The organism is Pseudomonas sp. AS2.8, assembly GCF_014190935.1.
GTDB lineage: Bacteria > Pseudomonadota > Gammaproteobacteria > Pseudomonadales > Pseudomonadaceae > Chryseomonas.
Genome location: NZ_JACHVV010000005.1, coordinates 298873 through 320257 on the forward strand (window position 1 = coordinate 298873; position 21385 = coordinate 320257).

The following is a 21385-nucleotide window of genomic DNA, read 5'->3' on the forward strand; positions in this document are numbered from 1 at the left end:
GCGAAAAAATCGCTTACGACAAACACTGATGACACCTGATGAAAATTCGATGACGCAAAAAAGAAAGCCCCGGCATCACGCTCGTGATAGCACCGGGGCTTTATTTGCACCAAAGGCAAGAATCAGCGACTGGTGGCGATGTCCTGCTGGATGCTGGCGAAGGTCCGCGGCCAGGGTTTGCTGGCCTGTACCTTGGCCGGCAGCTGCTTGACCGCCGCTTCCGCCGCCGCCCGATTGGCGAAGTTGCCGTAGGTCACCACATAGAGCGCCTTGCCCTGGTAGCTCTTCTTGAAATAGCGGAAGTTGCCACTGTCGGCCTGGGCGGCGATGAAGTCCTGGGCGGCCTTCTCGGTACTGGTGCCCACCACCTGCAAGGCGTACTTGCTACCGGCCTGACTGCCGTACCAGCCCGCCGCGGCACTGCCGGCATGAGCAGGCGCCGCAGCTGGGGCCGGCTTGGCCGGTGCCGGCGCGGGGCTAGGCGCAGGCGCGGTGTGCCGGGGCGCCGGGGTGGCCACTGCCGGCGCGCTCGGCGCTGGCGTTCGTGCCGGTGTCCGGCTGGGCAGTTCGTCTTCGTCACTGACCGGCGGGGCTTCGGTGGTCACGGTCGGCGGCACGCCGCCAGCGCCCATGTCGTTGCCCGCCGCGGTACCCGCCTGCCGGCCACCGGCCGCTTCCGCCAGGGGTTCACGGATGACCGGCTGCGACTCACCCACCAGCGGCAGGGGCAGCGGCTTGGAAGAGCCGTCGAACTGGATGGGCGCCCCCTGGGCGTCCTTGCCGGCAGACGCGGTGTTCTGGCCACCCATGGGCAGGTCCTGTCCAGCCGTGCCGGTGGCCGGGGTCTCGCTCTTGCCGCCCTTCAGCGACAGCGCCGCGGCGCCAACCGCCAGTACCACCACCCCGAGAATGACCAGATGCTTGCGCGGCAGCGCCGCCAGCAGATTGCGCGAGCCTTTCGCCGGTGCGGCGGCCTTCTTGCGCCGGGCGCTCATGCCCGCCACCAGGACATCCCGGGCTTCTTCGTTGAGCCGACCTGGCCAGCCGCCGGAGCGCTGGTGGATGGTCGCGAGTTGCTCGTCGGTAAAGATCTCCAGCCCCTGACCGGCACCCTCCAGGCGCTGGGCCAGATACTCCTCGGCCTCGCTCTCGCTGTAGGGCAGCAATTCGATGGCGTGATAGCGCTCTTCGCCCTGGGCGATGTCTTCCAGGCGCATCACCACTTCCGCTTCGCCGAACAGGAAGACGTGCAGGCGCTCCTTTTCACCGCCACCCGCCAGTTCCAGCAGGGCTTCCAGCGCGGGAGTGGCCAGCGCCTCGGCGTCATCCACCAGGATGTAGACCTCCTGCCCCGCCAGGCGCACCTCCGCCGCCTGCGCGAGGATGGCCGCCGGCGTCTGGCTGTCGGCACCCACGCCCTTGGCGACCTGGGCCAGCACGGTGCGGGCATCGCCGCCGTTCTGCGCGGAAATCACCACGCAGTGTACGGCTTCCTTCTTGGTGCTGGCCGCCAGCGCCTGGCGCAGCAGCGTCTTGCCACTGCCCTCGGGGCCGCTGACCACCAGCAGCAGCTGGCTGTAGCGGGCCAGATGATGCAACTGGCCCAGTACCGGCTTGCGCTGCGCCGGAAAGAATTTGAAACCGGGAACGCGGGCGGCGAACGGGTCGTGAGTGAACTGATAGTGACCGAGGAAGGCTTCGTCGGCGTGCAGATTGGACATGGGACTCTCTTGTTCTCCTTACTGGGCGGTCAGCGCTTGGTAATCGGTACGCAGCGTCTGCTCGAGAATGTCGCGGGCGAAGTCGGCGGTCACCACGGCCTGGCCCAGGTCACTGAGCAGTACCAGCCGGAGTTGTCCATCCAGGACCTTCTTGTCCACCGCCATGAGGCGTTCGAAATCGGCCGGCTGCATGTCCGCCGGCGGCACCACGGGAAGCCCCGCCCGAACCAGCAGGCGCAGGGCACGGTCGCGCTGGGCGGCCGTGAGCCAACCCAGCAGCAGCGACATCTGCAGCGCCATGACCATGCCGGCGGAAACCGCCTCGCCATGCAGCCAGACGCCATAGCCCTGGTGGGTCTCGATGGCGTGACCGAAGGTATGGCCGAGATTGAGGATGGCACGCAGGCCCGACTCGCGCTCGTCGCTGCCGACCACCTGGGCCTTGGCCGCGCAGGAACGCTCGATGGCCTCGGTAAGGGCCTGCTGATCCAGCGCCAGCAGCGCCTCGACATGCTCTTCGAGCCAGCCGAGGAAGGATTCGTCGCAGATCAGGCCGTACTTGATGACCTCGGCCAGACCCGCCGACAGTTCGCGTGCCGGCAGGGTCGCCAGGCTGTCGGTGTCGATGACCACGGCCTTGGGCTGGTAGAAGGCACCGATCATGTTCTTGCCCAGCGGGTGGTTGATGCCGGTCTTGCCGCCCACCGAGGAATCGACCTGGGACAGCAGCGTGGTCGGCACCTGGATGAAGTCCACCCCGCGCTGATAGCAGGCCGCGGCGAACCCGCCCATGTCGCCGATTACCCCGCCACCGAGGGCGATGAGGGTGGTCTTGCGATCATGGCGATCCTGCAGCAGGCCGTCGAAGATCAGTTGCAGGGTTTCCCAGTTCTTGTGCGCCTCGCCATCGGGCAGCACGATCGAGCTGACCTGGCGGTCGCCCAGGGTGCGCAGCAGGCGCTCCAGATAGAGCGGTGCGATGGTTTCATTGGTGACGATCGCCACCTTGCGCCCGGCGAGATGGGGCAGGAAGCAGTCCGGCCGATCCAGAAGGCCCTGGCCGATGTAGATCGGGTAGCTGCGCTCACCGAGCTCGACGTGAAGAGTCCGCATGCCGTCACCTTGATTCAAAGGGCGCCTAGCATAGCGCAGAACGCTTGCGGCTTTAATGCGGCGCCAGGGCTTTCAGACGGTCGAGTATCTGCAGCACGACCAGCCGGGGTGGCCGCTCGTCGGTCTCGATGATGATATCGGCGATCTCGCGGTACAGCGGGTCGCGCATGGCCATGAGAGTGCGCAGCACCGCCGCCGGATCGGCGGTCTGCAGGAGCGGACGGTTGCGATCGCGGGAGGTGCGTTCGATCTGCTGCTCGATGGAGGCATGCAGATAGATGACCCGTCCGCCGTGCTTGAGCGCCTGACGATTGTCCTCGCGCAGCACGGCACCACCGCCGGTGGCCATCACCAGGCCGTTTTCCGCGCACAGCTCGGCGATCGCGGCGCGTTCGCGCTCGCGAAAGCCCTGCTCGCCTTCCACATCGAAGATCCAGGGGATGTCGGCACCGGTACGTTCTTCGATTACCTTGTCGGAATCCTTGAACGGCAGGCGCAACTCCTTCGCCAGGAGCCGGCCGATGGTGCTCTTGCCCGAGCCCATCGGTCCTACGAGAAACAGATTACGCACTTATGTCATCGACCAACCGCTATCGCCTGGTTGTTCATGATACGCGGCGTGAGGAAGATCAGCAGCTCGACTTTGCTGTCGGTGACCGAATCCCGGCGGAACAGGCGGCCGACATAGGGGATATCCCCCAGCATCGGCACCTTGGTGGTGGACTTGGTCTGGGTATTGGAGAACACCCCGCCCAGCACGATGGTCTCGCCATCGCTCACCAGCACCTTGGCATTAACCTCGTTCTTGCTGATCGGCGGTACGCCATTGAGCGCATTCTGGTAGTCAGGGGCATCCTTGTTGACCTTGACCTCCATGATGATGCGGTTGTCCGGCGTGATCTGCGGCGTGACCTCCAGCGACAGCGCGGCCTGCTTGAAGCTGGTGCTGGTGGCACCGCTGGAGCTGGCTTCCTGGTAGGGGATCTCGGTACCGCGCAGGATCTTGGCGGTCTCCTTGTCCGAGGTCACCACCTTGGGCTGGGAGATGATCTCGCCATTGCCACTGGATTGCAGCGCGGACAGCTGCAGGTCGAGCATCTTGCCACCGACCATGAAGCCGACGCCGATGCCCGAGGTGCTGCCGGAGACGCCCATGTCGACGAAAGGCGTGGGCGCCACACCACTGGCGGACGTGAAGCTGCCGACGGTACTGGTTCCCGGCAGGAACACCTGACCGGTCGTGGAATCGACGGTGGTGGCGCCGTCCTTGCCATAGACCGCGAAGTTGCCCGAACTGGCGTTACCGCCCCAGCGCACACCCAGCTGCTTGCTGTAGTCGACGTTGGCTTCCACCAGCCGCGCCTCGATCATCACCTGGCGCACCGGGATGTCCAGCTGCGAGACGATGCGCCGGAGTTCGTCCAGACGATTCTGGGTCTGGTAGGCGATGATGCTGTTGGTGCGCTCGTCCACCGAGATGGAGCCGCGCTCGTCGGCGGTCTTGTCGGCGCTGGTCACCGACTGGAACAGCTTGGCGATATCGGCGGCCTTGGCGTAGTTGACCTGGATCAGGTCGCGACGCAACGGGGCCAGCTGCTGGATCTGCTTCTGGGATTCCAGCTCCTGACGCTCGCGGGCGGCGATCTCGTCGGCCGGTGCCACCAGCAGCACGTTGCCGATCTGACGCTTGTCGAGTCCTTTGGTCTTGAGGATCAGGTCCAGCGCCTGGTCCCAGGGTACGTTCTGCAGGCGCAGGGTGATATTGCCCTGCACGGTGTCGCTCGCCACCAGGTTGAGGTTGGTGAAGTCGGCGATCAGCTGCAGCACCGAGCGGACGTCGATGTCCTGGAAATTCAGCGACAGCTTCTCGCCGGTATAGGTGAAGCGATCGGCTGCGCGCTTTTCCTTTTCCTCGGTGGTGAGCGGCTTGACGCTCAGGGTCAGACGATTGTTGGTCTGGTAGGCCAGGTAGTCGTACGTCCCGGTCGGCTCGATGACGATGGACGCCCCGCTGCTGTCAGCGGAGGCGTTGACGAACTGCACCGGGGTAGCGAAGTCCTTGACGTCCAGGCGTACGCGCAGCTCTTCGGGCAGCTGGGTACCGGCGAAGGTCAGGCGGATCTTGCCGCCCTGCTCCTGGATGTCCGGGTTGATGCCGGTCTCGCTCAGGTCGATGACCACGTTGCCCTCGCCCTGGGGGCCCCGCTGGAAGTCGATATGGCGGATCGCCTTGCCACGCAGTTGCGGCCGCGGCGCGGTCATGGCGGCCACGGTGGAGGTGGCCTGGGTCGGCGGCAGCGGCGTACGGGCGACCGCGCCGGGCAGGGGGGCGGACGAGGGTGCGGTTACGGTGGCCGGCGCGGCGGCGCGCGGCAGGTTGGGCGTCAGATTGGCCTGGGCGTTGGCCACCTGGCGACCCGCGGTGCCCCCGATGGTGACGAACAGATTGCGACCGTCGGCTCGGGTGTCGTAGCTGGCCAGGTTGGTGAGGTTGATGATCAGGCGGGTGCGATTGCCCGCCTCGACCACCGTCACGCTGCGGGCATTGCCATTGCCCAGCTCGCGGCTCTTGGTACCCAGCTTGTTGGCGACGCCGGGCAGATCCAGGGCGATCCGCGCCGGCTGCTCGATGGTATAGCCCTTGGGCACCGGCACCGGCTGATCGAAGGTCAGCTTGAGTTCGATGCGATCCCCGGGCAGGGAGGCGACGTTCAAGGCCTGCAGATCGGCTGCCAGGGCCTGGCCGGCCAGGCTGCTCAGCAGCAGGGCCAGGCCCAATCCCAGTCGTCTCGCGATAGTAGTGTTCACAGTGCTCGCCCTGCCCATTTAAGTCTTTTCCTTCAAGGTGATGGTGCGCGGCCGTTCCAGCCAGCCACCCTCGCCATCCGGGACGATTTCGATCACGTCGATCTCGCCATCGGTAATCTTGGTGATGCGTCCGTCATTGCGCCCCAGGTAGTCTCCCACCTTGACGCGATGCACGCCCCCGGCGCCATTGACCAGCGCATAGCGGCCACTGGCGTTGGCCAGGATGCCGACCATGCTGAAGGTCTCGATGTTGAAGCCTTCGAGAAACTGCTTGGGCCGATTCACGTCCGGCTTGATGTTGCCGGTTCCGCGCTGACGTACCGTCGGGTCGATGCGCACCGGCGCCTGGAAGGGGCTGCGCAGGGCCGCGGCGGCGTAGGTGAAGGGTTCGTAGGCGCGAAACTGCGGCAACGGCTCGATGGAACCGCGCGGCTTGGCGCGGGTTTCATCCATGAAGGCCTGCAGATCGCTGGTATCGCTGGAACCACAGCCGACCAGCACGCCGGTCAGCAGGCAGAGCAACAGGGGCGTCCTCATTTGCCGAGCCCCTTGTCGTTGTACCTATAGGTCTTGGCCAGGACGTTCATGCGCAACTTGCCGCCGCCTCCGGAGACCGTACCACCGCCATTGGCGTTCTTGTCGTCCACCGGCTTGAGATCGAAGTCGTGCAGGGTGACGATGCGCGGCAGACTGGAGACGCTGCTGACGAAGGTCGCCAGGTCATGATAGTTGCCCACCACGGTGATCTGGATCGGCAACTCGACATAGAACTGCTGGGTGACCTCGGGCAGGAGCTTGATCTGCTCGAACTCCAGGCCGCTGCCGAGACCGGTGCGGGTGATGTCTTCCAGCAGCGCCGGCACCTCGGTATCGCCGGGCAATTGCCGCAGCAGGGCGCCGAAGGACTCCTCCATCTCCACCATTTGCTGCTTGTAGGCATCCAGATTGGCGGCCTGGAAGGCCTTGCTGGCGTATTGCTGCTTGAGCGTCTCTTCCTGGTTGCGCTGGCTGTCCAGCTGGGCCTGCATGTCGCTGAGATGGAACTGATAGCCGAGCAGGAGCACCACCAGCACGATCAGCAGGCAGGCGATGACCTTGACCGGCTTGGGCCAGGAACCGAGGTTCTCCAGGCTGAGTTCGTTGATGTCGACCTTGCGCAGGCTGGCCAGGGAATCGGCGAGACTCATGGTTTGCCTCCCTGGGCGAGCGGGGCCGGTGCCGCGGGAGCGCCGGGCTGGGTCTGCTTGACGGTGAGCTGGAAGGTATTGGCCTGGTCCACCGCACCGGCGGTGGTGGCCTTCACCTCGATCAGCGTAGGCGACGCGAACCAGTCAGAGGCATCCAGATTGCGCATCAGGTTGGAGACCCGGTTGTTGGATTCCGCCTCGCCACTGATCGACATGGTATCGCCCTGCATCTTCAGCTCGCGGAAGTAGACGCCGTCGGGCAGGGTGCGCACCAGCTGGTCGAAGACGTGGCCGATGACTGGGCGGTTGCCCTGCAGGTCCTGGATGATCTTCATCCGCGCCAGCAGCTGCTGGCGGCGGGTCTTGAGTTCGCTGATCTCCTTGATGCGCACGTCCAGCTGGGCGATGTTCTGCTGGATGAAGGCGTTGCGCGCCTCCTGACGAGCGATCTCGCCGGACAGGTACTGATCCCCGAGAAACACGGCGCCGCACGAGAGCACGAAGATGCCGCCCAGGATCACCAGGAACTGCTTGCGCCTTTCTTCGCGCAGCTGCTCCCGCCAGGGCAAGAGGTTGATGCGGGCCATCTAGTCGAAACTCCTCATGGCCAGGCCGCAGGCGATCATCAGCGCCGGGGCGTCACCCGCCAGGGCCGCCGCATTGACCTTGTTGCTGACGGTCATGTCGGCGAAGGGATTGGCCAGGACCGTCGGGGTGCCGATTTTCTGCTGGATCAAGCGGTCGAGTCCGGAAATTGACGCGGTTCCTCCGGCAAGCAAGATGTAGTCCACATCATTGTATTGCCCGGCGGCGAAAAAGAACTGCAGCGAACGCGCCACCTGCTGCACCACCGCCTCGCGGAAGGGTGTCAGCACCTCGCTCTGGTAGTCGTCCGGCAGCCCGCCCTGCTTCTTGGCCAGACCCGCCTCCTCCACCGACAGGCCGTAGCGACGCTGGATCTCTTCGGTGAGCTGACGACCGCCAAACAACTGCTCGCGGGTGTAGATGGTCTTGCCGTTGTGCAGCACGCTCAGGGTGGTCATGGTGGCGCCGATGTCGACCACCGCCACGGTGAGGTCGTCGACATGACCGCCGAGCTGATTGGCCAGCAGCTGGTAGGCACGCTCCAGGGCATAGGCCTCGACGTCGACCACCTTGGCCGAGACGCCGGCCAGCGCCAGGGCCGCCTCGCGGACCTCGACGTTTTCCTTCCGGCAGGCGGCCAGCAGCACCTCGACGCGCTCGGCGTTGCGCGGCGACGGCCCCTGCACCTCGAAGTCGATGGCGACTTCGTCCAGTGGATAGGGAATGTACTGGTCGGCTTCCAGCTTGATCTGGTTTTCCAGCTCGTCGTCGGTGAGGCCGGCATCCATCTCGATGGTCTTGGCGATCACCGCCGAGCCGGAGACGGCCACGGCGGCGCTGCGCGCGGAGCTGCGCGCCTTGACCAGCACCCGGCCGATGGCCAGGCCCACGCCTTCGAGTTCGGCGATGTTCTTTTCCACCACGGCGTTGGCCGGCAGGGGCTCGACCGCATAGGCTTCCACCCGGTAGCGCCCGCCTGAACGGCTCAACTCGATGAGTTTCACGGATGTCGAACTGACGTCGATACCCAGCAGCGTATTCGCCTTCTTTCTGAATAGCCCTAGCACATCAGTTCCCTATGAGCGACGGTGGTCTTCCGCGGACGGGCATTAGATAACAGACTTGACACCCGAGCAAATAGCGGCCAACCGCCAAACGCGCCTATAATGGCGACGCCGTGTAGGCTGACCCTCACCTGTCGCCCTTTCCTTCTTTCCATTCGAAAAGTCTCTTGATGCGTGTTCTGAAATTTTTCTGGTGGTCGTTGGTCGCCCTGGTCTGCAGCCTTTTGCTGGGTCTCAGCGGTGCCTTCCTCTACCTCAGCCCCAGCCTGCCCTCCATCGATGCCCTGCGAAACGTGCAACTGCAGATCCCTCTGCGGGTGTACAGCGCGGACGGCAAACTCATCGCCGAATTCGGTGAAATGCGCCGCTCGCCGCTGCGTTTCAACGAGATACCGCCCAATTTCATCCATGCCCTGCTCTCCGCCGAGGATGACAACTTCGCCAATCACTATGGCGTGGATGTGAAAAGCCTGGCGCGAGCGGTGAGCCAGCTGGTCAAGACCGGACACATCCAGACCGGCGGCAGCACCATCACCATGCAGGTCGCCAAGAACTACTTCCTGACCAGCGAACGCAGCTTCTCGCGCAAATTCACCGAGATCCTCCTGGCGCTGCAAATCGAGCGCCAACTGACCAAGGACGAGATCCTCGAGCTCTACGTCAACAAGATCTACCTGGGCAACCGCGCCTACGGTATCGAAGCCGCCGCCCAGGTCTACTACGGCAAGTCCATCAAGGACCTGACCGTCGCCCAGATGGCGATGATCGCCGGTCTGCCCAAGGCGCCGTCGCGTTACAACCCGGTCGCTAATCCTGAGCGTAGCCTGGAAAGACGCAATTGGATTCTCGAACGCATGTTCAAGCTCGGTTATATCGATCAGGCGGCCTACCAGGCCGGCATCGCCGAGCCGCTCGAGGCCTACCACCACGTCGCCGTGCCCGAGCTCAACGCTCCCTACATCGCCGAGATGGCGCGGGCGGAAATGGTCGGTCGCTATGGGGGCGATGCCTACACCGATGGCTACCAGGTCTACACCACCATCGACAGCCGGCTGCAGACAGATGCCTTCCAGGCCGTGCGTGACGGCCTGACCGACTACGATCGCCGCCATGGCTATCGCGGTCCCGAGGCCCAGTGGCCCAACCGCAGCCGGGCCGAGTGGACCGCGCTGATCCAGAAGCAGCGCATCGTCGGCGGCCAGGATCCGGCCCTCGTCACCCAGGTGGAAAAGAGCGGCATCCTGGTCCTGACCCGCGAGGGCAAGGAAGAGGCGGTCTCCTGGGATTCGATGAAGTGGGCCCGCCCCTACCTCAGCGCCAACAGCCTGGGGCCGCGCCCGAACGGCCCGGCCGACGTGGTCAAGGTCGGCGACCTGATCCGGGTGCAGCGTCAGGACGATGGCAGCCTGAAATTCTCGCAGATTCCCAAGGCGCAGAGTGCCCTGGTGTCGCTCGACCCCCAGGACGGCGCCATCCGCGCCCTGATCGGTGGTTTCTCCTTCGAGCAGAGCAACTACAACCGTGCGACCCAGGCCCGCCGCCAGCCCGGCTCCAGTTTCAAGCCGTTCATCTATAGCGCGGCCCTGGAGAAGGGCTTCACCGCCGCCAGCCTGGTCAACGATGCGCCCATCGTCTTCATGGACGAGAATCCCGACGAAGCCTGGCGGCCGAAGAACGACAACAACACCTTCCTCGGGCCCATCCGCCTGCGCGAGGCGCTGTATCGCTCGCGCAACCTGGTCTCCATCCGGGTGCTGCAGGCCATCGGCATCGACTATGCGCTGGACTACGTCAGTCGCTTCGGCTTCGAGCGCGATCAGTTGCCGCGCAACCTGTCCCTCGCCCTCGGCACCCCGGGCCTGACGCCACTGGAAGTGGCCACCGGCTGGTCGGTGTTCGCCAACGAAGGCTACAAGGTGACGCCCTACGTGGTCGATCACGTGACCGATCGCGACGGCAAGGTGGTCTATCGCACTGCCGCGCCGCGGGTGCCCCAGCAGGTGCAGGCCAAGGCCGCAGCCGGCGTCGAGGTCACGCCAGCAGCCGATACCGCCGCGGCCGATCCGGCCAATCCGGCGCCGGTGTTCGCGCCCCAGGTCATCGACCCGCGCAATGCCTTCATCATGAACAGCATGCTGCAGGACGTGATCAAGCGCGGCACCGGGCGCAAGGCGCTGGAACTGGGTCGCAACGACCTGGCCGGCAAGACCGGCACTACCAACGAATCCAAGGACACCTGGTTCTCCGGCTACAACGGCGACTACGTGACCACGGTCTGGGCCGGCTTCGATCAGCCCGAGACCCTGGGCCGCCAGGAATTCGGTGGCACCGTGGCCCTGCCGATCTGGATGAGCTACATGGGCGCAGCGCTCAAGGACAAGCCGCCGCATCAGCTCAAGGAGCCGGACGGCATCGTCTCCATCCGCGTCGATCCCACGACCGGTCGCGCCGCGCCGCCCGGCACGCCCAACGCCTACTTCGAGCTGTTCAAGAGCGAGGACACCCCGCCGAGCCTGGACGAGCTGCCGCCTGGCGTCGCGCCCGGCACGCCGCTGCCCTCCAGCGAAACCGTGCCCATGGACATCTTCTGATCTCCAGCCAATAAAAAACCCCGCCAAGGCGGGGTTTTTTATTGCTTCGGGCCTTACTTGGCGAAGACGTCATCCACCGACTTCAGCGGATAGTTCGCCGGATAGGGCAGCGTGGCCACACCGGTCTCGATGGCGGCCTTGGCCACGGCATCGGATACCAGGGTGATCAGGCGGGCGTCCATCGGCTTGGGAATGATGTACTCGCGACCGAAGCTCAGGCTGTCGACGTTGTAGGCCGCGCAGACTTCCTTGGGCACCGGCAGCTTGGCCAGGTCACGCAGGGCCAGGGCAGCGGCGATCTTCATCTCTTCGTTGATGACCCGGGCGCGCACGTCCAGGGCACCGCGGAAGATGAAGGGGAAGCCCAGCACGTTGTTGACCTGGTTCGGGTAGTCGGAGCGACCGGTGGCCATGATCACGTCGTCGCGAGTGGCGTGAGCCAGCTCCGGGGTAATTTCCGGATCCGGGTTGGAGCAGGCGAAGACGATGGGGTTGGCCGCCATGCGCTTGAGGCCTTCGGCCGACAGCAGGTTCGGGCCGGACAGACCGACGAAGACATCGGCGCCTTCGAGGGCGTCGTCCAGGGTGCGCTTGCTGGTCTCGGTGGCGAAGGCCGCCTTGTACTGGTTCAGGTCGCTGCGGCCGCTGTGGACCACGCCCTGACGGTCGATCATGTAGATGTTCTCGACCTTGGCGCCCATGCTGGCCAGGAGGCGCATGCAGGAGATGGCGGCAGCGCCGGCACCCAGGCAGACGATCTTGGCGTCTTCCAGGCGCTTCCCGGCGATTTCCAGGGCGTTGAGCATGCCGGCGGCGGTGACGATGGCGGTGCCGTGCTGGTCATCGTGGAAGACCGGGATGTCGCACTGCTCGATCAGGGCGCGCTCGATCTCGAAGCACTCGGGCGCCTTGATGTCTTCCAGGTTGATGCCGCCGAAGGTAATGGAGATGCGCTTGACGGTGTCGATGAAGGCCTGGGGGCTCTCGGCGTCCACCTCGATGTCGAAGACGTCCACACCGGCGAAGCGCTTGAACAGCACGCCCTTGCCTTCCATCACCGGCTTGGAGGCCAGCGGGCCGAGGTTGCCCAGGCCGAGGATCGCGGTACCGTCGGAGATCACGGCGACCAGGTTGCCCTTGCCGGTATAACGGTAGGCCAGCTCGGGGTCGCGACCGATCTCGCGGACCGGCTCGGCGACGCCGGGGCTGTAGGCCAGGGACAGGTCACGGGCGGTCGCGGTGGGCTTGGTCAGCTCGACGCTGAGTTTACCGGGGCGGGGCTGGGCGTGGTATTCGAGGGCGGCGGTTTTGAGATCAGACATTATTGGTATATCCGCGTGGTGTGGGTCTTGGGTCGGGCGAGAATACGCAAAGACTCAAGGTGCCACAAGCAATCGGCCATATGCCTGAAATCAATCGCAATACGACTTTCGGCTAAAACGATTCAACCCGCAAACCCAGCATGTGCGGGTCGCTCAGGGTCATCTGCCAGCGCGCTCGACCGGACTCCTTGCGCCTGCTGCGATCGGAAATCCAGCCCCGCGCCTCGAGGTTGCGGCCGATCCATTGCTGCAGTGGCACCTCGTCGAAGGCAGCCACGAAGCGATTCGGCACATTGACCACCAGATCGCCGTCGAACTGCAGCCAGAGCCCGCCCCGATTGCGCTCTACGTCTTGCAGACGGCCCTGCACCACCGCGAAGCCGCCCTCTTCGATACGGGTGGACGCCAGGGTCGGGTCTTTCTTCCATACGCCGAGGCGAGCCTTGCGCGCCGCGCCTTCCGCTGCGGCCTGGCAGTCAGCCAGCCGGGTATTGGGGGCGATGGCCACCGCATAGCCGAGTCCTTCGGCGATCAACTGCGCTTCGAGATTATGGCCCTGGCGATCATAGAGGTGCGCCAGGGTACGGCCGTAGTGGTCGGTCGCCTCGCTACCCGGGACCAGGCGCAAGCGGTCATCGTTGGCCTCGACCAGCGCCTGCAGCCGTCGGCGCGCCGTCTCGGCATAGGGCTGCGCCGTACCGCCGGACTTGCCCAGCTCGGGTGCGTTGACGCCGATCAGGCGCACCGAACGACCGTCGACCAGGCGCAGGGTATCGCCGTCCACCACCTGGCGGACCATGACCTCCTGCCCACCCGGCAGCAGCGGACAGTCCGCCGCCTGGGCCGCCGGCGCGCCAGCCAGGCCACAAACAAAAAAGGCGCCCCAGAGGGACGCCTTTTTCAGTGTCGAGCCATACGGAGATGGCCGACGGCAGCGCATTACTTGTTGCTGCCGAACACGCCGAAGCGCTGCTTGAAGCGATCGATACGGCCGCCAGCGTCCAGGACCTTCTGCTTGCCAGTGTAGAACGGGTGGCATTCGGAGCAGACGTCCAGGTGAATGTTCTTGCTCAGGGTAGAGCGGGTCTTGATGACGTTGCCGCAGCTGCAAGTGGCTTCGATGGCATCGTACTGCGGATGGATATCAGCTTTCATGGGGCTATCCTCGGGGTCTAGCTGTGCCGCCACCCGGCGCCATTGCCGGATACCGCACAGATTTGGGCTGCAAATCATACCAGAGCAGATAGGAGGTGCAAGCAGCCCCCTCACCGCCCGTCTGCTACCATCGGGCTTTCCTCCTGCGAGCCCTGCCGTGCCCCTGATCCTGCGCCTGGCGCTGCCCTCCCCGCTGCGCCGCCTGTTCGACTATCTGCCGCCCAAGGGAGCGGTCGAGGAGCAGTTGCGCCCGGGCGTGCGGCTGCGGGTGCCCTTCGGTCGCCGCGAGGTGGTCGGAGTGCTGATCGAGGTGGCCACGGAAACCGAGGTGCCGCCGGACAAGCTGCGCAAGGCGCTGCAACTGCTCGACGAACGCCCGCCGCTGCCCAGCGCGCTGTTCGAGCTCTGCCAGTGGTCTGCCCAGTACTATCAGCACAGCCTCGGCGACACCCTGAGCTGGGCACTTCCTGCCCTTTTGCGTCAGGGGGAGCCGGCCGAGCGACGGCTGCGGCGCTTCTGGATCGCCCAGCCCGAGGCGCGCCCGGAGGATCCGCGCCTGGCCCGGGCGCCACGCCAGCGCGAGGCACTCAAGACCCTGCGCCAGCACCCCCACGGGGTGCTGCACGAATTGCTCGGGCAGCTCGGCCTGGTCAAGGACAGTCTCGATCTCCTGCAGGCCAAGGGCCTGGTCAAGGTGGAGACCCGCTATCACCAGCCGACCCGGCACCAGGGCTCCTGGCTGGCCCAGGCCGAGTTGCCCCTCAACAGCGAGCAGCGCCTGGCCTACGAAGCGGTCCGCGCCGGCAGCGGCTTCCACTGCTATCTCCTGGAAGGGGTGACCGGCAGCGGCAAGACCGAGGTCTATCTGCAACTGATCCGCGCCACCCTGGAAGCGGGGCGCCAGGCGCTGCTGCTGATCCCCGAGATCAACCTGGGCCCCCAGACCCTGGGGCGTTTCGAACAGCGCTTCAATGCCCGCATCGCCCTGCTGCACTCGGCGCTGACCGATCGCGAGCGCATGGATATCTGGCTGGCCGCCCGCGATGGCGAACTGGACATCGTGGTCGGCACCCGCTCGGCGCTGTTCACCCCGCTCAAGCATCCCGGGCTGATCATCGTCGACGAGGAGCACGACGCCTCCTATAAACAGCAGGAGGGCCTGAGGTACCACGCCCGCGACCTGGCGGTGGTCCGCGCGCGCTTCGAGAATCTGCCGGTGGTGCTGGGCTCGGCCACGCCCTCGCTGGAAAGCCTGCACAACGCCGAGCAGGGGCGCTATGCCCATCTGCGCCTGTCGCTCCGCGCCGGTGGCGCCCAGCCGCCGCGCTTCGAGCGCCTGGACGTGCGCAGTCGTCCGCTGGACAGCGGCCTGTCCCAGCCGCTGCTCAAGGCCATGGGCGCGACCCTGGAACGCGGCCAGCAGGTGCTGGTGTTCCTCAATCGCCGCGGCTTCGCCCCCACTCTGCTCTGCCACGACTGCGGCTGGCTGGCGCAGTGCCCGCGCTGCGATGCCCGCATGACCTATCACCGCGGCTCCGGCGAATTGCGCTGCCACCACTGCGATCAGCGCCAGACGCCGCCGCGGCACTGCCCGTCCTGCGGCAAGCTCGACCTGCGCCCGGTGGGCGCCGGTACCGAACGCGCCGAGGAACGCCTGCAGCTGCTGTTCCCGGACGTCCCGGTGCTGCGCATCGACCGCGACACCACGGCGCGCAAGGACGCCCTGGGCAAGCTGCTGAGGATCATCCACAGCGGCGCGCCCTGCATCCTGGTCGGTACCCAGATGCTCGCCAAGGGGCACCACTTTCCCAAGGTGACCCTGGTGGCCGTGCTGGATGCCGACAGCGGGCTGTTTTCCGCCGACTTCCGCGCCAGCGAGCGCATGGCCCAGCAGATCGTCCAGGTGGCCGGTCGCGCCGGTCGCGCCGAGGAGCCGGGGCAGGTACTCATCCAGACCCATCTGGCCGATCATCCGCTGATGGTGCAGCTGGCCGAGGAAGGCTATCCGGCCTTTGCGCGCCAGGCCCTGCAGGAGCGCCGCGCCGCCGGGCTGCCGCCCTTCGCCTATCTGGCGCTGCTGCGCGCCGATGCCCATCGCCAGGACCAGGTGGAGAATTTCCTGGAGGCGGCCTATCACGTCGCCGAGGGTCTGGCGGTCAATCTCGCCCTGCCCCAGGTGGAATTGCTCGGTCCGGTACCGGCACCGATGGAAAGGCGCGCCGGTCGCCACCGCGCCCAGTTGCTGCTGCAGAGCAGCAGCCGCGCGCCCCTGCATCGCCTGCTGGGCATCTGGGTCGTCCAGCTGGAAAGCCTGCCCGAAGCCCGTCAGGTGCGCTGGTCGCTGGACGTGGATCCCATCGATCTCTTCTAGTGGCATTGGCTTACCATTGGCAAGGCCGGGCTCGCCACGGATAATGCCGGGTTTTCATCGCAGTGCGCGCTCGGCGCACGCCGAAGGCCAATGACCATGAAAGACAGCATCCGCCAGCTCATCCAGCACGCCCTCGACCGCCTGATCGCCGACGGCACCCTGCCGGCCGACGTGGCCCCGGCCATCCAGGTCGAAAACACCAAGGACAAGAGCCACGGCGACTTCGCCAGCAACGTCGCCCTGCTGCTGGCCAAGCCGGCTCGCGCCAAGCCCCGCGACCTGGCCGAAAAGCTGCTGGCCGCCCTGCCCGCCGATCCGGCGGTCAGCAAGGTGGAAATCGCCGGACCCGGCTTTCTCAACTTCTTCCAGAATCACGCGCAACTGGCCGCGCGCCTGGATGCGGCCTTCGCCGATCCGCACCTGGGCGTGCCCAGTCACGAGCCACGTCAGCGCGTCGTGGTGGACCTCTCCTCGCCGAACCTGGCCAAGGAGATGCACGTCGGTCACCTGAGATCCACCATCATCGGGGACGCCGTGGCGCGGGTGCTGGAATTCCTCGGCGACGAGGTGATCCGCCAGAACCACGTGGGTGACTGGGGCACCCAGTTCGGCATGCTGCTGGCCTACATGGAAGAGCAGCCGCAAGCCGCCGAAGGCGAGCTGGCCGATCTCGAGGTGTTCTATCGCGCCGCCAAGGGGCGCTTCGACGCCTCCCCGGAATTCGCCGCCCGCGCTCGCGAACTGGTGGTGGCGCTGCAGGCCGGCGATGCCCATTGCCTGCGCCTCTGGGAACGCTTCAACGCCGTCTCCCTGTCCCACTGCCAGGAAGTCTACGACCGCCTCAACGTCCGCCTGACCCCGGCCGACGTCAAGGGCGAGAGCGCCTACAACGACGACCTGGCCCAGGTGGTGAGCGATCTGGACGCCGCCGGCCTGCTCACCGAGAGCGATGGCGCCCGCTGCGTCTTCCTCGACGAATTCAAGAACGCCGAGGGCAATCCGCTGCCGGTGATCGTGCAGAAGGCCGGTGGCGGCTATCTCTATTCCACCACCGACCTGGCCGCCATGCGCTACCGCAGCCGCCAGCTGCACGCCGATCGGGCGCTGTACTTCGTCGACCAGCGCCAGGCCCTGCACTTCCAGATGGCCTTCGAGGTGGCGCGCCGCGCCGGCTTCGTCGCGCCGACCATGCAACTCGAACACATGGGCTTCGGCACCATGAACGGCGCCGATGGCCGTCCGTTCAAGACCCGTGACGGCGGCACCGTCAAGCTGGTCGACCTGCTCGACGAAGCCGAGGAGCGTGCCTATCAGCTGGTCAAGGAGCGCAATGCCGGTCGCGCCGAGCGTGGCGAGGCACCCTTCAGCGAGGACGAACTGCGCCATATCGGCCGCGTGGTGGGTATCGCCTCGGTCAAGTACGCCGACCTGTCCAAGCACCGCACCAGCGACTACAGCTTCAACTTCGAGCAGATGCTCAGCTTCGAGGGCAATACCGCGCCCTATCTGCTGTACGCCTACACCCGCGTCGCCAGCGTGCTGCGCAAGGCCGAGCAGAGCGAACCCGCCGGCAGCATCCGCCTGGACGCCCCGCAGGAGCAGGACCTGGGCGGCCGCCTGGCGCAATTCGGCGAAATCCTCGCCGGCGTCGCCGACAAGGGCACCCCGCACCTGCTGTGCAGCTACCTCTACGACCTGGCCGGGCTGTTCTCCAGCTTCTACGAGAATTGCCCGATCCTGACCGCCGAGGACCCTGCGCTGCGCCAGAGCCGCCTGCGGCTGGCCGCCCTCACCGGGCGCACCCTCAAGCAGGGTCTGGAACTGCTCGGCCTGCACACCCTGGAACGCATGTAAGAGACGGATCACCGCCTGATGGCCACCAAGAAAGCCCCACCCAAGCGCGGCGCCAGTCGCAACACCTCGGCTCCCAAGAAACAGCCCCTGCCCGGCTGGGTCTGGCTCGCGTCGGGTCTGGCCATCGGGGCCTTCGTGGTGTTCCTGATGAAGCTCGAACCAGGCAACAAGGCAGTGCAGCGCGCCAAGCCGGAAGAAGGCCGCCCGGCCGCGGCCGCGGGCAACGGCAAGTCGTCGTCCTCGACCGCCGCTGGCAAGACCGAGGGCACGCCGCCCACGCCGATCAAGCCCAAGTACGACTTCTATACCCTGCTGCCCGAATCCGAGGTGATCGTGCCGCCGGACGCCGTGCCGCGCAATCCGGCCGCCAAGCCGGCCACCCCGGCCAAGCCGGATGCCGCCGCGACCCCGGCGCAACCCGGCCAGCCGGCGACCGCGACCCCGCCCGCGACCACCGCGGGCCAATCGGCCGCCACCCCGCCCAAGGAAGCCACCACCAAGGCCCAGCCGCCGGTGACGCTGTTCTTCCTCCAGGCCGGCTCCTTCCGCACCCAGGCCGATGCCGACCGGGTCCGCGCCCAGATCATCATGCTCGGCCAGGACGTGCGGGTGGAGTCGGGCAAGGTCAAGGACGACACCTGGTACCGGGTACTGGTCGGTCCCTACAGCGATCGCGACCAGCTGACCCAGGCGCAGAAACAGCTCGCCGGCAGCGGCTTCAAGAATCTGTTGCTGCAACAGCGACGCAGTCACTGATCGGATCAATCCCCCCGTCGCGGCGCTTGAAGGGCGTCGCGGCCATCCCCATATCTCTGCGTAACCGGGGCCGACGCCCCAAGCAACGCGGAGAGATTCCCTTGACCACCATCGTTTCTGTACGCCGCAACGGCAAGGTCGTGATCGGCGGCGACGGCCAGGTTTCCCTGGGCAACACCGTCATGAAAGGCAACGCCAAGAAAGTCCGGCGGCTGTACCGGGGCGAGGTGCTGGCCGGTTTCGCCGGCGGTACCGCCGACGCCTTCACCCTCTTCGAGCGCTTCGAGGCGCAACTCGAGAAGCACCAGGGCCACCTGGTCCGCGCCGCCGTCGAGCTGGCCAAGGACTGGCGTACCGACCGCGCCCTGCGCCGGCTGGAAGCCATGCTGGCGGTCGCCAACAAGGACGCCTCGCTGATCATCACCGGCAACGGCGACGTGGTGGAGCCCGAAGAAGGCCTGATCGCCATGGGTTCCGGTGGCGCCTATGCCCAGGCCGCCGCTCGCGCCCTGCTCATGCACACCGACCTGAGCGCCCGCGAAATCGCCGAGACCGCCCTGAATATCGCCGGTGACATCTGCGTGTTCACCAACCGCAACCTGACCATCGAGGAGCTGGACGCGCCCCAGGCGTGATCCGGTTTAGAGACTGCCCATGTCCATGACCCCCCGCGAGATCGTTCACGAACTCAATCGCCACATCATCGGCCAGGACGACGCCAAGCGCGCCGTGGCCATCGCCCTGCGCAATCGCTGGCGGCGCATGCAGCTGCCCGTCGAGCTGCGCCCCGAGGTCACGCCCAAGAACATCCTGATGATCGGCCCGACCGGCGTGGGCAAGACCGAGATCGCCCGGCGCCTGGCCAAGCTGGCTAATGCGCCCTTCCTCAAGGTGGAAGCGACCAAGTTCACCGAGGTCGGCTATGTCGGCCGCGACGTCGAATCCATCATCCGTGACCTGGCCGATGCCGCGGTGAAGATGCTGCGCGAGCAGGAGATGGTGCGTAACCGCCATCGCGCCGAAGACGCCGCCGAAGAGCGCATCCTCGATGCCCTGCTGCCGCCGGCGCGTCCCTCGGTGGGCTTCAGCAACGACCCCCAGCCGGCGGCGACCGATAGCAATACCCGCCAGCTGTTCCGCAAGCGCCTGCGCGAAGGCCAGCTGGACGACAAGGAAATCGACATCGAGGTGGCCGATGCCCCCGCCGGCGTCGAGATCATGACCCCGCCCGGCATGGAGGAGATGACCAGCCAGCTGCAGAATCTCTTCGCCGGCATGCACAAGGGCAAGACCAAGCAGCGCAAGCTCAAGGTCAAGGAAGCGCTCAAGCTGGTGCGGGACGAAGAAGCCGCCCGCCTGGTCAACGAAGAGGAACTCAAGGGCCGCGCCCTGGAAGCCGTCGAACAGCACGGCATCGTCTTCATCGACGAGATCGACAAGGTCGCCAAGCGCGGCAACACCAGCGGTGCCGACGTCTCCCGCGAAGGCGTGCAGCGCGACCTGCTGCCGCTGATCGAGGGTTGCACCGTCAACACCAAGCTGGGCATGGTCAAGACCGACCACATCCTGTTCATCGCCTCGGGCGCCTTCCATCTGTCCAAGCCCAGCGATCTGGTGCCGGAGCTGCAGGGTCGTCTGCCGATCCGCGTCGAGCTCAAGGCGCTGACCCCGCAGGACTTCGAGCGCATCCTCACCGAGCCGCACGCCTCGCTCACCGAGCAGTATCGCGAACTGCTCAAGACCGAAGGGCTGCTGGTGGAATTTGCCGCCGACGGCATCACCCGCATCGCCGAGATCGCCTGGCAGGTCAACGAGAAGACCGAGAACATCGGTGCCCGGCGCCTGCACACCCTGCTGGAACGCCTGCTGGAAGAGGTGTCCTTCAGCGCCGCCGACCTCGCCGGCCAGCAGAATGGCGAGCCCATCGTCATCGACGCGGCCTATGTGAACGGCCACCTGGGCGAACTGGCCCAGGACGAAGACCTGTCGCGCTATATACTGTGACGGTACTGCCGGCGCCCCAGGGCGCCGGCTTCGCCTGCGAGATCAGCCACCATGCGTACTCCCACCGCCATCCAGCTCCACAAGGCCTCCAAGACCCTCAGCGTCAGCTATGGCGCGGAAACCTTCGAGCTGCCCGCCGAATTCCTGCGGGTGCACTCGCCTTCGGCCGAGGTCCAGGGACACGGCAATCCGGTATTGCAGTGGGGCAAGCAGCAGGTCGGCATCAGCGCCGTCGAACCGGCGGGGCGCTACGCCATCAAGCTGACCTTCGACGACGGCCACGACAGCGGCCTGTTCAGCTGGGACTATCTCTATGAACTGGGCAGTCGCCGCGACGAACTCTGGGCCGACTACCTGGAGCAGCTGGCCCGCGCCGGCAAGACGCGGGATCCGCACGTCAGCGCGGTCAAGCTGATGCTTTGAGCGGACTCAGGCCGCCAGGGCCTTGTCCAGCTTGCGCTCGATTTCCTTTTCGATCTGGCCACTGAGCATCGAGAACATCATGCCCAGGGTCGCCAGTACCCGCACCCGATCCTGCGCCACCTCGATCCGTCCATCCACGCCACTGCGCGTGAACGTTAGGGTATCGCCTTCCCAGGCGCAGGCCACCCCGTAGTCGCGCGTGAGCTTTTCCGCCAGCTGATCGGCTTTCTGGCGCACGCCTTCCAGGCCGAGCGAGTGGCTGCGTTCGATGGTGATCTGGGACATCGGGGAACTCCGGATAAGGGGCCCTGACTATAGCGAGGGCCCGCCGCGTCGCCAATCGCGAGAACCGAGCGGTCAGCCGCCGTTTTAGCCGGGCAAGCCGGGCGATCGGCCTGCTAGAATGCCCTCTTGTCCCTGTCCCAGGTGTA

Annotated in this window: 19 protein-coding genes; 7 read left to right on the forward strand and 12 right to left on the reverse strand. The window is 66.1% G+C overall.

The window, feature by feature from the left end; genetic code table 11:
- Nucleotides 1-122: 122 nt before the first annotated feature.
- From FHR73_RS20380 to FHR73_RS20415, 8 genes are read right to left on the reverse strand one after another with little or no spacing between them, the layout of a single operon-like run.
- Nucleotides 123-1721 (reverse strand): AAA family ATPase, encoded by a 1599-nt coding sequence (locus tag FHR73_RS20380; protein ID WP_183633693.1) that lies wholly within the window; start codon nucleotides 1719-1721, stop codon nucleotides 123-125.
- 18 nt (nucleotides 1722-1739) lie between these two features.
- Complete coding sequence (aroB, locus tag FHR73_RS20385; protein ID WP_183633695.1) at nucleotides 1740-2834, reverse strand: 3-dehydroquinate synthase; 1095 nt, start codon at nucleotides 2832-2834, stop codon at nucleotides 1740-1742.
- Nucleotides 2835-2886: 52 nt separating this feature from the next.
- On the reverse strand, nucleotides 2887-3405 hold the full coding sequence (aroK, locus tag FHR73_RS20390) for a shikimate kinase AroK (RefSeq protein ID WP_183633697.1): 519 nt from the start codon (nucleotides 3403-3405) through the stop codon (nucleotides 2887-2889).
- Nucleotides 3406-3410: 5 nt separating this feature from the next.
- Nucleotides 3411-5642: a type IV pilus secretin PilQ gene (pilQ, locus tag FHR73_RS20395; RefSeq protein ID WP_183633699.1), complete on the reverse strand. Its 2232-nt coding sequence runs from the start codon at nucleotides 5640-5642 to the stop codon at nucleotides 3411-3413.
- 18 nt (nucleotides 5643-5660) lie between these two features.
- Nucleotides 5661-6179 (reverse strand): pilus assembly protein PilP, encoded by a 519-nt coding sequence (locus FHR73_RS20400; protein WP_026083837.1) that lies wholly within the window; start codon nucleotides 6177-6179, stop codon nucleotides 5661-5663.
- Entirely contained in the window at nucleotides 6176-6829 is a 654-nt protein-coding gene (gene pilO, locus FHR73_RS20405; protein ID WP_133861492.1) for a type 4a pilus biogenesis protein PilO, read from the reverse strand. Before pilO ends, FHR73_RS20400 begins: the two co-directional genes overlap by 4 nt.
- Complete coding sequence (locus tag FHR73_RS20410; RefSeq protein WP_183633701.1) at nucleotides 6826-7416, reverse strand: PilN domain-containing protein; 591 nt, start codon at nucleotides 7414-7416, stop codon at nucleotides 6826-6828. Before FHR73_RS20410 ends, pilO begins: the two co-directional genes overlap by 4 nt.
- Nucleotides 7417-8481 carry a pilus assembly protein PilM gene (locus FHR73_RS20415; protein WP_183633703.1) on the reverse strand — a complete coding sequence of 355 codons (1065 nt, stop codon included), beginning with the start codon at nucleotides 8479-8481 and terminating at the stop codon, nucleotides 7417-7419.
- A gap of 167 nt (nucleotides 8482-8648) precedes the next feature.
- Here FHR73_RS20415 and FHR73_RS20420 point away from each other — a divergent pair, with 167 nt between their 5' ends.
- Nucleotides 8649-11069, forward strand: coding sequence for a penicillin-binding protein 1A (locus FHR73_RS20420; RefSeq protein WP_183633705.1), 2421 nt, complete (start codon nucleotides 8649-8651; stop codon nucleotides 11067-11069).
- A gap of 53 nt (nucleotides 11070-11122) precedes the next feature.
- Here FHR73_RS20420 and FHR73_RS20425 read toward each other — a convergent pair whose 3' ends face one another.
- The 3 genes from FHR73_RS20425 to rpmE form a co-directional block, all read right to left on the reverse strand.
- A complete protein-coding gene (locus tag FHR73_RS20425; RefSeq protein WP_133861496.1) occupies nucleotides 11123-12391 on the reverse strand; it encodes a malic enzyme-like NAD(P)-binding protein in 1269 nt (422 codons plus the stop codon).
- Between the two features lie 112 nt (nucleotides 12392-12503).
- Nucleotides 12504-13331, reverse strand: coding sequence for a thermonuclease family protein (locus FHR73_RS20430; RefSeq protein WP_183633707.1), 828 nt, complete (start codon nucleotides 13329-13331; stop codon nucleotides 12504-12506).
- The gene (gene rpmE, locus FHR73_RS20435) at nucleotides 13331-13546 is read right to left on the reverse strand and encodes a 50S ribosomal protein L31 (protein ID WP_133861498.1); all 216 of its coding nucleotides are present in this window, start codon (nucleotides 13544-13546) and stop codon (nucleotides 13331-13333) included. Before rpmE ends, FHR73_RS20430 begins: the two co-directional genes overlap by 1 nt.
- Nucleotides 13547-13703: 157 nt before the next feature.
- On the opposite strand from rpmE, the gene FHR73_RS20440 reads away from it, so the two are divergent.
- The 6 genes from FHR73_RS20440 (at nucleotide 13704) to FHR73_RS20465 (ending at nucleotide 20954) form a co-directional block, all read left to right on the forward strand.
- Nucleotides 13704-15917, forward strand: coding sequence for a primosomal protein N' (locus FHR73_RS20440; protein ID WP_183633709.1), 2214 nt, complete (start codon nucleotides 13704-13706; stop codon nucleotides 15915-15917).
- A 96-nt stretch (nucleotides 15918-16013) separates the two neighbouring features.
- Entirely contained in the window at nucleotides 16014-17771 is a 1758-nt protein-coding gene (argS, locus tag FHR73_RS20445) for an arginine--tRNA ligase (protein WP_183633711.1), read from the forward strand.
- A gap of 18 nt (nucleotides 17772-17789) precedes the next feature.
- A complete protein-coding gene (locus tag FHR73_RS20450; RefSeq protein WP_183633713.1) occupies nucleotides 17790-18527 on the forward strand; it encodes an SPOR domain-containing protein in 738 nt (245 codons plus the stop codon).
- 101 nt (nucleotides 18528-18628) lie between these two features.
- Complete coding sequence (hslV, locus tag FHR73_RS20455) at nucleotides 18629-19162, forward strand: ATP-dependent protease subunit HslV (protein ID WP_058764934.1); 534 nt, start codon at nucleotides 18629-18631, stop codon at nucleotides 19160-19162.
- A gap of 19 nt (nucleotides 19163-19181) precedes the next feature.
- A complete protein-coding gene (hslU, locus tag FHR73_RS20460; RefSeq protein ID WP_183633714.1) occupies nucleotides 19182-20531 on the forward strand; it encodes an ATP-dependent protease ATPase subunit HslU in 1350 nt (449 codons plus the stop codon).
- Between the two features lie 51 nt (nucleotides 20532-20582).
- A complete protein-coding gene (locus tag FHR73_RS20465; protein WP_133861502.1) occupies nucleotides 20583-20954 on the forward strand; it encodes a gamma-butyrobetaine hydroxylase-like domain-containing protein in 372 nt (123 codons plus the stop codon).
- Between the two features lie 6 nt (nucleotides 20955-20960).
- Here the strand turns inward: FHR73_RS20465 and FHR73_RS20470 are convergent, their stop codons facing one another.
- Nucleotides 20961-21239, reverse strand: coding sequence for a polyhydroxyalkanoic acid system family protein (locus FHR73_RS20470; RefSeq protein ID WP_183633716.1), 279 nt, complete (start codon nucleotides 21237-21239; stop codon nucleotides 20961-20963).
- Nucleotides 21240-21385 lie beyond the last annotated feature (146 nt).

Coding starts and splice junctions, on each gene's coding strand:
- FHR73_RS20380 (WP_183633693.1), bottom strand. CDS start 1,721: ATGTCCAATCTGCACGCCGACGAAGCCTTCCTCGGTCACTATCAGTTC.
- hslU (WP_183633714.1), top strand. CDS start 19,182: ATGTCCATGACCCCCCGCGAGATCGTTCACGAACTCAATCGCCACATC.
- FHR73_RS20420 (WP_183633705.1), top strand. CDS start 8,649: ATGCGTGTTCTGAAATTTTTCTGGTGGTCGTTGGTCGCCCTGGTCTGC.
- FHR73_RS20430 (WP_183633707.1), bottom strand. CDS start 13,331: ATGCGCTGCCGTCGGCCATCTCCGTATGGCTCGACACTGAAAAAGGCG.
- aroB (WP_183633695.1), bottom strand. CDS start 2,834: ATGCGGACTCTTCACGTCGAGCTCGGTGAGCGCAGCTACCCGATCTAC.
- FHR73_RS20400 (WP_026083837.1), bottom strand. CDS start 6,179: ATGAGGACGCCCCTGTTGCTCTGCCTGCTGACCGGCGTGCTGGTCGGC.
- FHR73_RS20465 (WP_133861502.1), top strand. CDS start 20,583: ATGCGTACTCCCACCGCCATCCAGCTCCACAAGGCCTCCAAGACCCTC.
- pilO (WP_133861492.1), bottom strand. CDS start 6,829: ATGAGTCTCGCCGATTCCCTGGCCAGCCTGCGCAAGGTCGACATCAAC.
- argS (WP_183633711.1), top strand. CDS start 16,014: ATGAAAGACAGCATCCGCCAGCTCATCCAGCACGCCCTCGACCGCCTG.
- rpmE (WP_133861498.1), bottom strand. CDS start 13,546: ATGAAAGCTGATATCCATCCGCAGTACGATGCCATCGAAGCCACTTGC.
- FHR73_RS20410 (WP_183633701.1), bottom strand. CDS start 7,416: ATGGCCCGCATCAACCTCTTGCCCTGGCGGGAGCAGCTGCGCGAAGAA.
- FHR73_RS20470 (WP_183633716.1), bottom strand. CDS start 21,239: ATGTCCCAGATCACCATCGAACGCAGCCACTCGCTCGGCCTGGAAGGC.
- FHR73_RS20450 (WP_183633713.1), top strand. CDS start 17,790: ATGGCCACCAAGAAAGCCCCACCCAAGCGCGGCGCCAGTCGCAACACC.
- FHR73_RS20425 (WP_133861496.1), bottom strand. CDS start 12,391: ATGTCTGATCTCAAAACCGCCGCCCTCGAATACCACGCCCAGCCCCGC.